The 16538-nt window shown below is 71.6% G+C and carries 13 protein-coding genes; 6 read left to right on the forward strand and 7 right to left on the reverse strand.

Going from position 1 to position 16538, the window contains the following annotated elements:
* Window positions 1-3 precede the first annotated feature (3 nt).
* From BXA03_RS01600 to mprF, 5 genes are all read right to left on the reverse strand, one after another.
* The gene (locus BXA03_RS01600; RefSeq protein ID WP_076503415.1) at window positions 4-1188 is read right to left on the reverse strand and encodes an MFS transporter; all 1185 of its coding nucleotides are present in this window, start codon (window positions 1186-1188) and stop codon (window positions 4-6) included.
* A 119-nt stretch (window positions 1189-1307) separates the two neighbouring features.
* Complete coding sequence (locus BXA03_RS01605; RefSeq protein ID WP_076503416.1) at window positions 1308-2345, reverse strand: GlxA family transcriptional regulator; 1038 nt, start codon at window positions 2343-2345, stop codon at window positions 1308-1310.
* Between the two features lie 83 nt (window positions 2346-2428).
* Window positions 2429-3373, reverse strand: a complete 945-nt coding sequence (locus tag BXA03_RS01610) for a pseudouridine synthase (RefSeq protein ID WP_076503417.1) — start codon at window positions 3371-3373, stop codon at window positions 2429-2431.
* A 126-nt stretch (window positions 3374-3499) separates the two neighbouring features.
* A complete protein-coding gene (locus tag BXA03_RS01615) occupies window positions 3500-4993 on the reverse strand; it encodes a virulence factor family protein (protein ID WP_076503418.1) in 1494 nt (497 codons plus the stop codon).
* A gap of 31 nt (window positions 4994-5024) precedes the next feature.
* On the reverse strand, window positions 5025-7640 hold the full coding sequence (gene mprF, locus BXA03_RS01620) for a bifunctional lysylphosphatidylglycerol flippase/synthetase MprF (protein WP_076503678.1): 2616 nt from the start codon (window positions 7638-7640) through the stop codon (window positions 5025-5027).
* Window positions 7641-7741: 101 nt separating this feature from the next.
* Between mprF and BXA03_RS01625 the strand changes: the two genes are divergently transcribed.
* The 4 genes from BXA03_RS01625 (at window position 7742) to BXA03_RS01640 (ending at window position 12685) form a co-directional block, all read left to right on the forward strand.
* Window positions 7742-9208 (forward strand): malonyl-CoA decarboxylase, encoded by a 1467-nt coding sequence (locus tag BXA03_RS01625; RefSeq protein WP_076503679.1) that lies wholly within the window; start codon window positions 7742-7744, stop codon window positions 9206-9208.
* 82 nt (window positions 9209-9290) lie between these two features.
* The gene (locus tag BXA03_RS01630) at window positions 9291-10280 is read left to right on the forward strand and encodes a Bug family tripartite tricarboxylate transporter substrate binding protein (protein ID WP_076503419.1); all 990 of its coding nucleotides are present in this window, start codon (window positions 9291-9293) and stop codon (window positions 10278-10280) included.
* A gap of 11 nt (window positions 10281-10291) precedes the next feature.
* Entirely contained in the window at window positions 10292-11068 is a 777-nt protein-coding gene (locus tag BXA03_RS01635; protein ID WP_076503420.1) for an enoyl-CoA hydratase/isomerase family protein, read from the forward strand.
* A gap of 69 nt (window positions 11069-11137) precedes the next feature.
* A complete protein-coding gene (locus tag BXA03_RS01640) occupies window positions 11138-12685 on the forward strand; it encodes a malonate--CoA ligase (RefSeq protein ID WP_076503421.1) in 1548 nt (515 codons plus the stop codon).
* Between the two features lie 256 nt (window positions 12686-12941).
* On the opposite strand, the gene BXA03_RS01645 is transcribed toward BXA03_RS01640, so the two are convergent.
* Together BXA03_RS01645 and BXA03_RS01650 are read right to left on the reverse strand one after the other, a co-directional pair.
* Window positions 12942-13367: a universal stress protein gene (locus BXA03_RS01645; RefSeq protein ID WP_076503422.1), complete on the reverse strand. Its 426-nt coding sequence runs from the start codon at window positions 13365-13367 to the stop codon at window positions 12942-12944.
* A gap of 73 nt (window positions 13368-13440) precedes the next feature.
* Window positions 13441-13884, reverse strand: coding sequence for a universal stress protein (locus tag BXA03_RS01650; RefSeq protein ID WP_076503423.1), 444 nt, complete (start codon window positions 13882-13884; stop codon window positions 13441-13443).
* A 104-nt stretch (window positions 13885-13988) separates the two neighbouring features.
* Between BXA03_RS01650 and BXA03_RS01655 the strand changes: the two genes are divergently transcribed.
* Together BXA03_RS01655 and ccoS are read left to right on the forward strand one after the other, a co-directional pair.
* Window positions 13989-16352, forward strand: a complete 2364-nt coding sequence (locus tag BXA03_RS01655) for a heavy metal translocating P-type ATPase (protein ID WP_076503424.1) — start codon at window positions 13989-13991, stop codon at window positions 16350-16352.
* Window positions 16353-16364: 12 nt separating this feature from the next.
* Window positions 16365-16502 (forward strand): cbb3-type cytochrome oxidase assembly protein CcoS, encoded by a 138-nt coding sequence (gene ccoS, locus BXA03_RS01660; protein ID WP_017761492.1) that lies wholly within the window; start codon window positions 16365-16367, stop codon window positions 16500-16502.
* Window positions 16503-16538: the final 36 nt, after the last annotated feature.

The raw sequence follows: 16538 nt of genomic DNA on the forward strand, positions 1-16538 counted from the left end.
GGTTCAGGCCGGGCGAAGCAGCGCCGGCCGGGTCGACCACAGGAGCCAGGCGGCCCCGGCCAGCATCGGCAGCATCGCGGCATTGATCGCCGTCCAGCCGATGCCCGACTGCAGCGCACCGGAGGCGAAGGACATCGCCGCCGCCGTGCCGCCGTTGGCGAATTCCATCAGCGACTGGGCGCCGGCCCGCTCCGACGGCGCATGCGCTTCGGTCAACAGCGTGGTGCCGGCCACGATCATCAGGCTCCAGCCTATGCCCAGCAGCAGCGAGCTGGCCGCGAACTGCACCAGGGCCACGCCCGACAGGGCCAGCGCGGCACTGGCCACCAGCACGGCGATGCCCACGGCGGCCACCCGGCGACTGCCATGCCGGTCCACCAGGGCGCCGGCGAAGAAGGCGGGCAGGAACATGCCCAGCACATGCCACTGGATCACCCGCGCCGACGATTCGACGGCGAAGCCGCAGTCCGCCATGGCCAGCGGCGTGGCGTTCATCACCAGGATCATCAGCCCGTGGCCGACCCCCGTCATGACGATGGCGGCGCGCAGCGCGGGGCGGGCCAGCAGCGTGCGCCAGCGGGTCGCGGACGCCTGGCCGGCCGCGGGGGTGGCCGCTGCGACTTCCGGCAAGCGGGTCAGCAGCAGGGCGGCGACGGCGGCCAAGCCGGCGATGGCCAGATAGGCGCCGGCAAAGGGCGTGATCAGCCAATGCCGTGCGGCGAGCGCCAGCGACGGGGCGAACACGGCCGCGCACACGCCACCGGCCAGCACGCAGGCGGCGGCCCGGCCGCGCCATTCGGCCTCGACTGCCTCCAGCGCCACATAGCGGTAATAGGCCGACGAAGCCTGGTACACGCCCACGCCCGCAATGCCCAGGCCGAAGAGCGCGAAGCTGTCCGCCACGATGGCAATGCAGGCCGTGAGCCCGCCCGCCACGCCGACCAGCGCCCCGGCCACCAGCACCCGCCGCCGGCCGTGGCGCTGCATGGCCGCCGCCAGCGGTCGCACGGCGACCAGGTTGCCGGCCACCAGCAGCGCGAGCGGTAGCGTCGCCAGCCACGGCAGCGGCGCCAGCCGGGCGCCGACCAGCGCGGTCAGGGCGATGCCGATGATGGAGCAGGACCAGTAGAGCGCCTGGCCAATGAAGAGCAGGCGCAGGCTGGCGTGGGTGCGGAGCAGGGTGAGCATGGCGGGTGGTGGTTGCGGTGGTGGGAGTTCGGTCGGGTGGCACGTCGTGAGCGCGCGCGGCCCCCACCCAGCCTCCCCCAGAGGGGGAGGGGCCATAGCCGGCAAGGCCGGGAGGCGGGTCAGGCGCTGGCTCGCGCCGGATCGACGACGCCGCTGCCGAACCGCTCCGCCCAGGCCTGCGGCCCTACGCCGTAGTGCTTGTGGAAGCTGCGGCGCAGGTTCTCCGGATGGCCGAAGCCGCACAGCCGGGCCACCGTGGCGACCGAGGCCTGGCCCTGGGCCATCAGGGCGCTGGCCGTCTCCACCCGCAGTCGCTCGATGTAGCGGGCGGGCGAGGTGCCCAGCTCCTTCTGGAAGGCGCGGGTGAGCGTGCGCGGCGGCAGGCAGGCCTGGGCCGCCAGGCGCTCCAGCGACAGGTCGCCGCCGAGCTGGCCGGGCAGCCAGTCGAGCAGCGCGGCCAGACGGGGCGTGCGGCGCGGCTCGGGCGCGAGCAGGGCGCTGAACTGCGCCTGCCCGCCCGGCCGGCGCAGGAACATCACCAGTTGCCGCGCCACGGCCAGCGCCATCGGCCGGCCCAGGTCGGCCTCCACCAGCGCCAGGGCAAGGTCGATGCCCGCTGTCACGCCGGCCGAGGTGAAGACATGCCCGTCCTGCACGCTGCCGGGTTCGAAGGTGTGCAGGCAGTCGGGCTCCACCTGCACGGCCGGATGCCGCTCGCGCAGCTGGGCCAGCCGCGACCAGTGCGAGGTGGCGCGGCGGCCGTCGAGCAGGCCGGCCTCGGCCAGCAGCAGCGCCCCGGAGCAGACCGAGCCAAGGCGTCGCACCAGGGGCTCGGCGCTGCGCAGCCAGTCCAGCAGCGCCGCGTTGCCGCGCTGGGCGATGACGCCGTCGCCGCCGGGCACGAGCAAGGTGTCGATGTCGTCAGCCGCCACGGTGGGCCAGGCGTCATCGGGCACGAGGCGCATGCCGGCGGACGTGGCGACGGGCACAGGCGTCTCGGCGAGCAATTGCAGCCGGTACGGCGCCGCCCGGCGATGGCCGTGCTGCGCCACGTCGTTGGCGGTGGCGAAGACCTGCATCGGGCCGGTGACGTCCAGGCTCATGCAGTCGGCATAGAGCAGGCAGGCAATGGTGCGGGGCGAGGCGGCGGCGGGCATGGCGGGAAGTGTGGGCCCCCGCGCGCGTGGCCACAAGGACAATCAGCCCACGGATCTGGCCACTTTTCGATGGCCGATGCCGCTCAGTCCGCGGACGGCCAATCCAGGGAGAGCGCACTGCGGAACGCGCGTGCCTCTCCGGTCACCGGATCATCGAAGGCGAGGCCGCGCGCGAGCAGCCGCAGCGGGTCCTGCCAGTCGTCCGCCCCTTCCGGCCGCAGCACCGGATAGATGCCGTCGCCCACGATCGGCACGCCCAGCGCCTCGCAATGCGCGCGCAACTGGTGCTTGCGGCCGGTGTGCGGGGCCAGGTCGAGCAGCGCGACGTCGCCGCGCACCTCGCGCACGGCGATGGCGGTCTCGGCGTTGGGCTCGCCGGGCACCGTCTCGCTGCGCATGAAGACGTCGGCCAGCCGGCTGCGGTAGACCGCCGGCAGCGGCGCGGGCGGCGGCCAGTGCACGATGGCCTCGTACTGCTTGCGCACCGCCCGTTCGGCGAACAGCCGCTGGTAGGCGCCCCGCGTGGCCGGCTGCACGCTGAAGACGACCAGTCCAGCGGTCTCGCGGTCGATGCGGTGGATGGGCACCAGCGTGTCCAGGCCCAGGCGCTGCTTCAGGCGCACCAGCAGCGTTTCGCGTACATGGCGGCCGCTGGGCATGACGGGCAGGAAGTGCGGCTTGTCGGCCACCACCAGCTGCTCGTCGCGGAACAGCACCGTCTCCTGGAAGGGCACGGGCGCCTCGTCGGCCCATTCGCGGTAGTACCAGACGCGCAGGTCCTTGCGGTAGGGTGTGTGCGCGTCGAGCGGGCTGCCGTCGCCGGCCACCACGCGACCGGCGGCCATGCGGGCCTGCCAGTCGGCACGCGGCACCATCGGAAAGCGTTCAGCCAGGAAGGCCAGCACCGTCGCCCAGTCGCCGGGCGGCAGCGCCACGCAGCTCGGGCCCAGGCCCTCGTCCACCGGCAGCGGGCGGGGCTGGGCGGCTCGGCGGGCGCTGCCGGATTTGCGGGCGGGGCGGTCGGACATGGGCGGCGATTGTCGTGATGCAGGCCGGTCCGGCGTCGCGACGACCGAAGGCGGCGGCGCCCCAAGGCGCGGCGGTCGGGGCGCATGCGGCCAAGCAGCCGTCCTCAGCGCATGCGCTGACCGCTTTCAGCGCAAGGGCGGTGCCGCCTGCAGCACCTTGGCCGCGAGGTCCTCGTAGTTCTCGCCCAGGTGGTGGCCGCCCGGCATGGGCAGCACCTTGGCCTGCGTCGCATCCAGCCGGGGGCAGAGCGAATCGGCTTTCTCCTCGGTACCGTAGACGCACAGCGTGAGGCCCGCGGGCAGGCGCTTCGCCTCGGGGGCGATCGGCTGGTCGCCGCTCTTGCCGATCCAGTTGCTCACGTGGAATTCGAAGGCGGCCTTCTCGCCGGGGCCCAGCAAGCCGAGCAGCTTGACGCTGGCGCGGGTGCGCTCCGGCAGGCGGTTGTAGGCGAAGGGCAGCACGTCGGCGCCTTGCGAATAGCCCAGCAGCAAGACCTCGCTGCGGCCCCAGCGGGCGGCGTAGTAGCGGATCAGCCGGTCCAGGTCCGCGGCCACGCCCTCCGGCGTGCGGCGGGTCCAGAAGTAGCGCAGCGAATCCAGGCCCGCGACGGGAATGCCGTCCTTGGCCAGGGCGGCGGCCAGGCGCTTGTCGATGCTGGCCCAGCCGCCGTCGCCCGACACCAGCACGGCGAAGCGCTTGCCCGGGCCCTGCACCGGCACTTCGGTCACGGGCAGGTCGGCCAGCTGGCTGGGCGGCAGGGCGAGGCCGGCGCGCTGCGCGGCCATTTGCGCGAATGCTGCGTCGAAGCCGGGCGGCAGTGCGTCGGCCAACTGGGCCTCGGCAGGCGCGACCCAGCGGGCATTGGGCACCTGGGCGGTGAAGGCGGCCGGCGCCTGCGGACCCGCGGCGCAGGCCGCGGCACGCGGATCCGCGCCCATGGCCGTCCAGGCGCCGGCCAGGCGCTTGGCGGGTTGCAGGTCGAAGGCGGGCTCCAGCGGCCGCAGCGTCTGCGCAGGACGGCCGGGCTGCGTGGATTCGCCGGCGACCGGACGGCTGCGGAAGTTCTCGTCCCCGCACATCGGAAGCGGCAGTGCCAGGCGCGGGCAGAAGTCCAGCGACAGCGCGCCGGTGTAGGTGTCCGCAGGCGACTGCGCGAGCAGGCCGTAGGCCAGCGCCCCGGCTTGGCCGGTGCCGACCAGGATCGGCTCGATGTAGGTGGGGAGCTTCTCGCCGGCCTGCACGAAGCGCGCGAAGTTCTCCAGCGCGCCAGGGCCGTGCACGCACTGCTGGCTGACCGCCGCGAGGCTGCGGTAGAAGCCCAGGCCGGGCACGGCGATCACCATGGCGCCCTGGGCGGTCATGGCCTGCACCAGGCGCAGGTCGCGTGGCGAGGGCGCGTCGCCGCCAGTCAGCAGCACCACGAACTGCTGCACCGCTCCGGCGGGGCGGTACAGCGGCACGTCCTTGAAGATCTCGCGGGTGATGCGCTTGGCCGGCTGGGGCAAGGTGCCGCCGGCGGGCACGGGGACGGACGGCTGGGCGATGGCGGCGCAGGCCATCAGAAGGCCCGAGGCGGCGGCCGCCAGGGCGCGGCGCAATAAGGAGGTCGGCAATGTCATGCGAAGGAAATCAAAAGCGGGCAGCGCGGCATCACTTGCCGATCACGCCCTTGGTGCCGCCGCCAATCAGCGCGGCCAGGTCCAGCAGCACCCACAGCGGTGCCACGCCGCCGGGCGCGGCCAGGTAGCGCGGCTCCCACACGGGCTCGAACTTGTCCTTGAAGCTGCGCAGCCCGCGGAAGTTGTAGAAGCGCTCGCCATGCTCGTAGAGCAGACGCCCCAGCCGCTGCCAGCGCGGCGCGTGGCGGCGTTCGGCCATGCCGGCCATGGGCGCCATGCCCAGCGCAAAGCGCTGGAAGCCGCGGTCCTTCAGGTGCAGTAGTACCTTGGCGAAGAGGAAGTCCATGGTGCCGGGCGGCGCATCGGGCAGGTGGCGCATCAGGTCGACGGCGGCCTCCTCGGCCGGCGCGGTGACGAGCAGGTTGGCGAAGGCCAGGATGCGGCCCTCGCGCCGGGCCACGGCCACCGGCAGGCGGCGCAGGTATTCCTCGTCGAAGCGGCCGACCGAGAAGCCCTTCTCGCGCGTTTTCTGGCGCGAAAGCCAGGCGTCCGACACGGCGCGCAGCTCGGGCAGGGCGGCTTCCAGCGCGGCGCCCTCGATCACCTCGAACACCAGGCCCTCGCGCTCGCCCCGGTTCATGCCCGAGCGCAGGTTGGCGCGCTTGGCGCCCTTGAGGTCGAACTGCGGCAGTTCGATGTGCGCATGCTCGCCCAGCTTGAAGGCCTGCAGGCCGCAGTCCAGGTACAGCGGCAGGCTGGCCGGGCGCACCTGGTAGAAGGCCGGCCGCCCGCCGTGGGTGCGCGCCATCTCGACGAAGCGCCAGGCCAGCTCGGCCCATTCGGCCTTGTCGCCCGCCGGGCCGTACAGCGCGATCCACGAGCGGTTCTGCTTGCCGTACATGAGGAAGCTGCGGCCCGAGGGCGAGAACAGCAGGTGCTTGTCACCGGTGAGCGCGAAGCAGGCTTCGGCCCGCGGGTTGGCGGCCACGATGGCGGCGGCGCGGTCCAGGTCTTCGGCCGTGGGCGCGGCGGCATGCCCCACGGGCGGGCGCAGCAGCTGCCACAGGCCGTAGGCCATGCCGGCTAGCGCCACGCCCAGCAGCGCGCGCAGCGAGCGCGGCGCCTGCGCGTCCAGCTCGAACTGCCACCACAGCCGATGGCTGTAGGCCACTTCCTGGTAGGCGAAGAAAAGCAGCCACAGCGAGGCCGCCAACACCGCGCCCAGGCCGATCAGCCAGCCGGGCTCCAGCCGCATCGACAGCAGCGACGAGCGGCGGTCGAACTGCTTGCGCGAGACCACCAGCAGCACGGCCAGCGTGGCCAGCAGGCCGGCCTCATGCAGCGCGATGCCCTTGGGCAGGGCCAGCACCGCCGAGACGACGGCCAGCACCAGCGCCGCCCACCAGGCCGCATCGAGCCGGTGGAACAGCCCGCGCGCCACCAGCAGCAGCCCCAGCCCGGCCACGCTGCCCAGGAAGTGCGAGGCCTCCACCAGCGGCAGCGGCACGTCGAGCGTGGCCAGCAACTCGCGCGCGTCTTCGGTGAAGGGCGTCACGCCCGAGGCGATCAGCCACAGCCCGGCCACCAGCGTCAGGGCGGCCAGCAGTCGCGGGCTCAGCCGCGTGGCGGCGCGGGCGATGGGCGTGCCCACCCCGCTGCGCAGCTCCCAGCCCAGCACCAGGGCCGTGGCCGCCACCAGCGGCACGATGTAGTAGATGCCGCGGTAGAGCACGAGGGCGGCCAGCATCGACTCGGCCGGCACGTCGTTGCGGGTGGCCATCAACATCACCGCCTCGAACACGCCCACGCCGCCCGGCACGTGGCTGATGATGCCCGCCACGATGGCGATGGCATAGAAGGCGGTGAAGGCCGGCAGGTCGATGCGCTCGCCCGGCAGCAGGAACCACAGCGCGGCGGCCGAGGCCGTGAGTTCGAAGGCCGAGATGACCAGCTGCCGCACCGCCAGGCCGGCCGGCGGCAGCCGCAGCCGCCAGCGGCCGGCGAGCTGAAGGCTGCGCTGGCGGCGGCACAGCGCCAGGAACACGGCCACGCCGATCAGCACGAGGGCCGAGCCGGCCTGCAGCAGCTCGGCCGGCAGGCGCACCAGGTCGGCCACCTCGGGCGCCCCCCACAGCAGGGCCACCGCGCCGAAGGCCGTGATGCCCAGGCCGAAGGCCGCCGCGTTGAACACCACTACCTGCGCCACCTGGTGTGCCTTGAGCCCCGCCGCCGTGTACAGCCGCGTGCGCACGGCCCCGCCGGTCAGGGGGCCAAGCCCGATGGTGTTGGACAGCGCATAGGCCGTGAAGGAGGTCAGCAACACCGTGCCGGGTTTCACCCGGGCATGGGCATAGGCGAGTGCGGAGAAGTCGTAGCCGGTCAGGATGAGGTAGCTGGCCGCGGTGGCCATCAGCGCGAGCAGGATGTCCAGCTCGTGGGTGCCCGCAATGGCCTTCATCACGTCGTCGTAGCGCACCTCGTTGGCCAGGCCGCGCAGCGCGGCGGCGAGCAGCAGACACAGCAGCACGGCCGCGGCAGCGATCACCCAGGGCTTGGCGCGCTGCCAGCCGAGGGCGACGGCTGCTGTAGGAACAGGTCGCGTCGCGTCCCGGGCGGTGTCGGTGGGGGAATGGGAAAGCTCGGTCACGGTGTACAAAGAGGGTGCCCGTCGGCGTGCGCCGCTGGCATCAAAGCACAACGCAGGCCCGGGCCCTCGCGTTGTCCCGGTTGATCAAATTTGTGAATCCGATGAGCAAAACCCCACCCGACTGGCTGTCCAAGGGTGTCTCGATGCTGCGTCCTGGCGCGCCGGCCAAGGACCCGGCGCCTGCCCGGCACGCGGCACCCCCGTCGGGCGACAGCCGCCCGCCCCGCACCCTGAGCGAACGCATGGCCGCCACGCTGCGCCGCCATGGCGAGGCCCTGCCGCCCCGCGCGCTGCGGCGCCTGCTCGAAGAGCTGCAGGGCGTGACCGACAGCCGGACCAGCGAGGTCGAAGCCGGCCGCCGCGCCCATGCCGTGATGACGGCCTACCAGGCGCTGACCGCCGACGAGCGCCGTGACGTCTGGCTGCTGATGGCCGAATGCTTCGCCCCCGATGGCGCCAAGCTGCGCACCGCGCGCGAGCAATACGAAGCCGCCGAGTCCGGCTCGCCCGAGCAGGCGCAGGCCGAGGCCAGGCTGCGCCGCGCCTCGGCGTCGCCCCGGGCCCGTCTGCTTCAGCGCTTCGCCATCCCCGAGGAAGGACTGCGCTTCCTAGTCGGGCTGCGGGCCGAGCTGCTGCCCGCCGTGCGCAAGGACCGCCGGCTGGCCGCGCTCGACGCCGAGCTGGAGCAGCTCTTTTCCACTTGGTTCGACGTCGCCTTCCTCGACCTCAAGCGCATCAGCTGGGATTCGCCCGCCTCGCTGATCGAGAAACTGATCGAGTACGAGGCGGTGCACGACATCAAGAGCTGGTCCGACGTCAAGAACCGGCTGGACGACACCGACCGCCGCTGCTACGGCTTCTTCCATCCGAGGCTGCCCGGCGTGCCGCTGATCTTCGTGGAGGTGGCGCTGACAGACGCCATCAGCGAAGCCATCGCGCCGCTGCTCGACGAGGCCGCCACCGCAGCGCCCGCGCACAAGGCCTCGACGGCGATCTTCTATTCGATCAGCAACACGCAGACCGGCCTGCGGGGCGTGAGCTTCGGCGATTCGCTGATCAAGCGCGTGGTGGAGACGCTGCGCGAGGAATTCCCCAAGCTCAAGAACTTCGCGACCCTCTCGCCGATTCCGGGCCTGCGCCAATGGCTGGGCGGCCAGGCTGCCGCGCTGCTGCCGCGCCTGCCCGACAAGCAGGCCCAGGCGCTGGGCCGGCATCTGGGCAGCCTGCCGCCCACGGCCGACCGCCTGCTGGCGGCGCTGGACGATGCGCCTGCGCTGGGCGAGCGCTCGCCGCTGCGTCAGACGCTGCTGCACCTGGCGGCCGAGTACCTGGGTCGGGTCGGCCAGGATGGCAAGCCGGCCGACCCGGTGGCACGCTTCCACCTCGGCAACGGCGCGCGGGTCGAGCGGCTCAACTGGGCGGCCGACCTGTCGCCCAAGGGCGTCAAGCAGTCCTGGGGGCTGATGGTCAACTACCTGTACGACCTCAAGCGCCTGGACAAGCACCGCGCTTCGCTCGCCGACGGCAAGGTGCCGTTGTCGGGCGACATCGAGGGGCTGCTCCTCTGAGCCCTGTCTGAAATTCGGGCCGATCCCATTCCATAAGCGCCGCCGGCCCCGGCGCATCCAAGACGAGAGACGGAGACAAGCCATGACCCCCCAACCGATCCATCGGCGCAGCCTGCTGCGCCTGGCCGCGGCCGGCGCCGCTGCCGCCTGCGCCGGCGTGCGCGCGCAGAGCACCTGGCCCAGCCGGCCCGTGACGCTGGTCGTGCCCTTCCCGGCCGGTGGAGGCACCGATGCCTTCGCGCGGCCACTGGCAGCGCAGTTCACCAAGGCGACCGGCCACACGCTGGTGATCGACAACCGCGGGGGCGCGGGCGGCACCGTCGGCGCCAGCATCGCCGCCAAGGGTGCGCCCGACGGCCACACACTGTTCATGGGCGCCGTGCACCATGCCATCGCGCCGGCCATCTACCCCAGGCTCGACTACGACATCGAGCGCGACTTCGTGCCGCTGATGCTGCTGGCCAACGTGCCGCAGGTGGTGGTGGTCAACCCGCGGCGCGTCACGCAGCCGGGCATCAAGGAATTCATCGCCTACGCCAAGCAGAACCCCGGCAAGCTCAACTACGCATCGGCGGGGGCGGGCACGTCACACCACCTCGCCGGCGAGCTGTTCAAGCTGCAGACCGGCACCTTCATCACCCACATCCCCTACCGCGGCGCCGGCCCGATGCTGCAGGACCTGATCGCCGGCAACGTGGACTGCGGCTTCGACGGGCTGGGCTCGTCGGCCCAGCACATCAAGGCCGGACGCATCAAGGCGCTGATGGTTTCGGGCGCGCAGCGCAATGCCGCCTTCCCCGACGTGCCCAGCGCCAGCGAGTCGGGCCTGCCCGACTACACCGTCACCACCTGGTACGGCCTGTGGGCGCCCAAGGGCACGCCGCCCGAACTGGCCGCGCGCATCACCGAGGATATGCGCCGCACGCTGGCTGCCGATGAGCTCAAAACCATCTGGGCCAGCAACGGCTCGGAGATCCCCAACCTGACCGGCGCGGCCTATGGCCAGTTCGTTTCGGCCGAGGTCAAGCGCTGGGCGGCGGTGGTCAAGGCCTCGGGGGCCAAACTCGAATAGATTCGCCGTCCATGAGCGACAAGAACGATGCGATCGACCTGGCGCGTGAAGGCGCCATCGCCACCCTGACGCTGCGCAACCCCGGCCGGCTCAACGCCATGACGCGCGGCATGTGGCACGCGCTGCGGGCCGCCGCCGAGGGCCTTGCGGCCGACGCCAGCGTGCGCTGCGTGGTGGTATGCGGGGAGGGCGGCGCCTTCTGCGCCGGGGGCGACATCTCCGAGTACCCGGCCTTCCGCTACGACGTGGCGAGCCTGCGGCACTTCCACGAGGAGGAGGTCTGGGGCGCCCTGGCGGCGCTCCTGGCCTGCCCGGTGCCATTGGTGGCGCAGATCGAGGGCGCCTGCATGGGCGCAGGGCTGGAGATTGCCAGCTGCTGCGACATCCGCCTGGCGGGCGCCGGCGCCCGCTTCGGCGCGCCCATCGCCAAGCTGGGCTTCCCGATGGCGCCGCGCGAGGCCGCGCTGGTGCGCAGCCAGATCGGTGACGCCCTGGCGCGCGACATGCTGCTGGCCGCCGGCGTTCATTCGGCACCGCGACTGCTCGCGGCGGGTTTCCTGCTCGATGTGCTGCCCGATGCCGAGGTGCCCGACGCTGCCTGGCGCCATGCCCAGCGCATCGCCAACCTGGCACCACAGGCCGCCCGGCTGCACAAAGCCACCTTCCGCGCCCTGGCCGCGGGCGAGATGAAGCAACTGCTGTCGGGCGCCTACGACTACGCCGACACGGCCGAGCACCGCGAGGGCATCGACGCCTTTCTCGCCAAAAGGCCGCCCCGCTTCGGCTGAATCCGGGAATACTCGGCCCCTGCCCAAGAACCCCTCCCCCTCCAACCGCCCCTTCGTCTTCCGCCCTTCATGAGCTCCACGCCCAACGCCAACCTCTTTGCCGCGCTGCGCGCCGCCTTCCCGCACGACCTGGACGAGATCGCCGTCGAAACCGATGACGGCCTGGCCTATTCCTGGCGCGACCTGGAGCGGGCCAGCGCCATGATCGCCAACCTGCTGGGCAGCCTGGGCCTTAAGCCGGGGGCGCGGGTGGCGGTGCAGGTCGAGAAGTCGGTGGAGGCCATGCTGCTGTACCTGGCCACGCTGCGCGCGGGCTATGTGTTCCTGCCGCTCAACACCGCCTACCAGCGTGCCGAGATGGAGTACTTCATCGGCAACGCCGAGCCCGAGGTGGTGGTGTGCACCAGCGCCACCCTCGACTGGGTGGAGCCCATCGCCAAGACGGCGGGCACGCGCTGGGTGTTCACGCTGAACGACGACCGCACCGGCACGCTGCTGGGCCATGCGGCCACCTGCAGCGCCGAGCACGAGATCGTGCGCAAGGCCGACGACGACCTGGCGGCCATCCTCTACACCAGCGGCACCACCGGCCGCAGCAAGGGCGCGATGCTGTCGCACCGCAACCTGCGCAGCAATGCCGAGGTGCTCAAGACCTACTGGGGCTGGACGCACGGCGACGTGCTGCTGCATGCGTTGCCCATCTTCCATGTGCACGGCCTGTTCGTCGCCATCCACGGCGCGCTGCTCAACGGCAGCAAGATGCTCTGGTTCGGCAAGTTCGACCCCAAGCGCGTCATCGCCAAGCTGCCCGAGGCGACGGTCTTCATGGGTGTGCCCACGCTCTATGTGCGCATGCTGGCCGAGCCCACGCTGAGCCTGGCGGCCTGCGACAACATGCGCCTGTTCATCAGCGGTTCGGCGCCGCTGCTCATCGAGACCTTCAACGACTGGCAGACGCGCACCGGCCACACCATCCTGGAGCGCTACGGCATGAGCGAGACCATCATGCTCACCTCCAACCCCTACACCTCGGTGCAGGGCGCGCGGCGCGGCGGCACGGTGGGCTTTCCGCTGCCGGGCGTCAAGCTGCGGGTGCGGGCCTACGAAGACGGCAAGCCGCCGCGGGACTGCGAGCGCGACGAGATCGGCAACATCGAGGTGACCGGCCCCAACGTGTTCGCCGGCTACTGGCGCATGCCCGAGAAGACCAAGGAGGAGTTCACGCCCGACGGCTTCTTCAAGACCGGCGACGTGGGCAAGGTCGACACGCTGGGCTACGTGACCATCGTGGGCCGCAGCAAGGACCTGATCATCAGCGGCGGCTACAACGTCTACCCGGCCGAGATCGAGGGCTACATCAACGAGATGCCCGGCGTGGCCGAGAGCGCGGTGGTGGGCGTGCCCCATCCCGACTTCGGCGAGGTGGGTGTGGCCGTGGTGGTGGGCAAGCCGGGCGCCTCGCCCGACGGCGAGGCCATCGTGGCCGAGCTCAAGGCCAAGCTGGCCAACTTCAAGATCCCCAAGCGCTGCTTCGTCGTCGACGAGCTGCCGCGCAACCAGATGGGCAAGGTGCAGAAGGCCTTGCTGCGCGACCAGCACAAGGCCCTGTTCACCTGATTCGGCAATCGGCTTGCCCAGCATGAAACCGGCGCAGCCCGATTGATCGAAGGGCCGCGCAGCAGGCCATGCGAGAGCACCCGAGGAACTGGCTTTGCCAGGCCTCTGAGTGCGCCCCCCTCCAAGCCGAAGGCGCCAGAGAGGGGCGGAGGGCCGCGGCTCCGAGCCTGCCTGCGCAGGCTTGGACGTGCCCGAAGAGCAGCCGCCTCTGGCGGCCGCCTGGAGCCGCGAAGCGGCATGGGGAGTGGCGCAGGTTTTACTGCACCAGCAGCACCGGCAGGTCGGTTTCGGCGATGACCTTGGTGGCCACCGAGCCCATCAGCGCGCGGCCCAGCGCACCCTGGCCGCGGGTGCCCATCACGATCAGGCCCGCGCCCCCTTCCTTGGCGGCGCGCACGATCTCCTCGGCGGCCTGCCCGTGGCGGGTCTGCACCGAGGCATTGGCAATGCCGAGGCCCTGCAGCTGCTGCTTCACCGGATCGATCACCTTGGCGCCTTCTTCGTTGTAGTACTCGGCCAGGGTGTCCTTCGCGATGTGGCGGCTGGCATGCGGCGGCAGGCCGGGGCACACGTGCACCAGCAGCAGCTCATGGCCATCGACAAACATGCTTCGCTGGGCGGCGATGTAGTCCAACGCCTTGCGTGTGAACTCACTGCCATCCACGGCGACGACGATCTTCATTGCTCTTGCTCCTTATGTGAGTGAAGACATGCGCCTCGAGGGCGCAGCCCAGTGTGGGGCCGGGGCCGGCTGCTCAGCGCAATACCAGCACGGGCAATGTGGAATGGGTGAGCACATGCTGCGTCTCGCTGCCCAGCAGCAGGCGCTTGATGCCCTTGCGGCCGTGCGATGCCATCACGATGAGATCGGCCTTGTGCTTGCGCGCGGCACTGATGATCGACTCGGCCACCAGGTCGGACTTGACCACCGCACCGCGGGCCTTCACGCCCTTGGCCTGGACCTGCGCCACGGCCTTGTCGACCAGCTCGCGTGCCTGCTCGGACCACTGCTTCTCGATGCGCGCCACGTCCTGCGTTTCAAACACCACGGCACCTTCGAGGTAGCTCACCGGGTAGCGCGGCACCACGTTCAGCACCACGATCTCGGCGCCGCTGCTCTGTGCGAGCGCGGTGGCGTGCTGGACGGCTTTCTTCGACAGGCTGGAGCTGTCGGTGGGGACGAGGATGCGCTGGTACATGGTGTGGGCTCCGTGTTGATGTGACGCGAGCTTAGGCAGCCGACCGCGGACGAAACTTGACCAAGGTCAACGCTCTGGAGAGTGGGTTCGCGCAGCATCGGTGCATGCAAGCTGCCCTTCCTCTCGGCTCGATCGGCGCACCGACCCAGGCCGACATCCAGGCCCTCGATGCGCTCGACGATCCGGCCGAATGGTCTGTCTTCGGCCGCGAGTTGCATGCCGGAGGCGACTGGGAGTCGCAGGTGGGCGTGGAGGGCATCCACTGCGCAGCCTGTGCCTTCACCATCGAGGACGCGCTGCTGCGCCTGCCCGGCGTGCGCAAGGTGACGGTCAATGCCGCGAGCCGGCGTGCCCGTGTCGTCTGGTCGCCGGCACAGGTGCAGCCCTCGCGCTGGTTCGCGGCCGTGGCCGAGGCGGGCTACCGCTTCGCGCCCGCCGCCGATGCATCGCTGCGCATCGCTCGCCAGAAGGAGGCCCGTCGCGCGCTCTTCCGCTGGCTGGTGGCCGGTCTTTGCATGATGCAGGTGATGATGTATGCGCTGCCGGCCTACGTGGCCGGCCCGGGCGAGATGACGCCCGACATCGAGCGCCTGCTGCGCTGGGCCTCCTGGGTGCTCACGCTGCCTGTCATGGCCTTCGCCTGTGGGCCTTTCTTTGGCAGCGCCTGGCGCGATCTGCGCCACGGTCGTATCGGCATGGACGTGCCCGTGGCGCTGGGCATGGCCATCGCCTTCGTGGTGAGCACGGCGGGCACCTTCGACCCCGAAGGGCCGCTGGGCCACGAGGTGTATTTCGACTCCCTCACCATGTTCGTGTTCTTCCTGCTCACGGGTCGCTGGCTGGAGTCGCGGCTGCGCGACCGCACGGCCGGTGCGCTCGATGCACTGGCCGGCCGGCTGCCGGAGACGGCCGAGCGGCGGCAGATCCATGGCGGCTTCGAGCGCGTGCCGCTGCGGCGCGTGCAGGTGGGCGACGTGCTGCGCGTGCGGCCGGGCGAAGCCTTCCCGGTCGACGGATTCGTGATCGAAGGCGACACGCTGGCGGACGAGGCGCTGCTCACCGGTGAGTCGCGTCCCGTCGCCAAGCCCCATGGCGAGACGGTGCATGCGGGCAGCCACAACCTGTCGGCGCCGGTGCTGGTGATGGTTCGGCAGGTGGGCAGCGGCACGCGCTTCGCGCAGATCGTCGCGCTGATGGAAAGCGCGGCCATGCAGCGCCCGCGTCTGGCTGCAATGGCAGACCGCATCGCACGGCCCTTCCTGCTTGCGGTGGTGCTTGCGGCGGGGGGCGCCGCACTGTGGTGGTGGCCGGTGGACCCGGGCCATGCGCTGATGGTGGCGGTGTCGGTGCTGATCGTGACCTGCCCCTGCGCGCTTTCGCTGGCGACGCCCGCAGCGATGCTCGCCAGCGCCGGTGCGCTGGCGCGGCGTGGCGTGCTGGTGGCCCACATGCAGGCGCTGGAATCGCTGGCCACGGTGCAGACGGTGGTCTTCGACAAGACCGGCACGCTCACGCGCGGTACGCCACGGCTGGACCGCGTCTACAGCCGCCGCGGCACGCTGCCGGGCGATGCGCTCGAACTCGCGGTGGCGCTGGCCGAAGGCTCGCTGCACCCAGCCGCGCGGGCACTGCGCCAGGTCTGGGACGCGCAGCATCGCCTGCCGCCCGCATGGCGTGCCGAAGCGGTGCAGGAGCTGCACGGTCAGGGCCTGCAGGGCATCCTGCGGCCGCAGCACGCCGATGCGCCCGTGCGCCATGTGCGGCTGGGCAGCGCGGCTTTCTGCGAGGCCCGTGCGCTGCAGACCGACGCCATGCAGGTCCACCTGAGCGACGACGAGGGTTGGGTGGCCAGCTTCGCGCTGGCCGAAGACCTGCGGCCGGAAGCACCGGCCGCGATGGCGCGGCTCCGGGCCCAGGGCCTGGCGCCGCGGCTGCTGTCCGGCGACCGCGAGGCCGCGGCGCAGCGGCTGGCGGCCAGCGCCGGCATCGACACGGCACGCGGCGGCTGCAGCCCCGAGGACAAGCTGCACGAGGTGCGCCGCCTGCAGGCGCAGGGCAGGGCGGTGGCCATGGTGGGCGACGGCCTCAACGACGGGCCGGTGATCGCACAGGCCGATGCTTCCTTCGCCTTCGGCAACGCCGTGCCGCTGACGCAGGCGCGGGCCGACTTCGTGGTGCTGGCCGATTCGCTGCACGCGGTGCCCGACACCGTGGCGCAGGCGCGGCGCACGCTGCGCATCGTGCGGCAGAACCTGGCCTGGTCCGCCGCCTACAACGCGCTGTGCGTGCCCCTGGCGCTGGCGGGCTGGCTGCCGGCCTGGCTGGCCGGCCTGGGCATGGCGCTCAGCTCGTTGGTGGTGGTGCTCAACAGTGCACGCCTGTCGCGCATGGATGCTGCACAAAGCGAACCGGCAGTGGCCTCGGCGGAGCGCATGCCTGCGGATGCCACGCTGGTGCCGCAAGGCTGAAGGAGAAGGGCGATGGACATCCTCTTCGTGCTCGTACCGCTGTCGGTGCTGCTGGTGCTGCTGATCATCGCGGGCCTGTGGTGGGCGGTGGAGCGCGGCCAGTTCGACGACGTGGAACAGGAAGGTGCGCGCATTCTGCAAAGCGATTGATCTCCGTCAATCGACCCGCGCGAACCGAGTCGGACA

The sequence above is a fragment of the Pseudacidovorax sp. RU35E genome (assembly GCF_900156165.1).
Classification (GTDB): Bacteria; Pseudomonadota; Gammaproteobacteria; order Burkholderiales; family Burkholderiaceae_C; genus Xenophilus.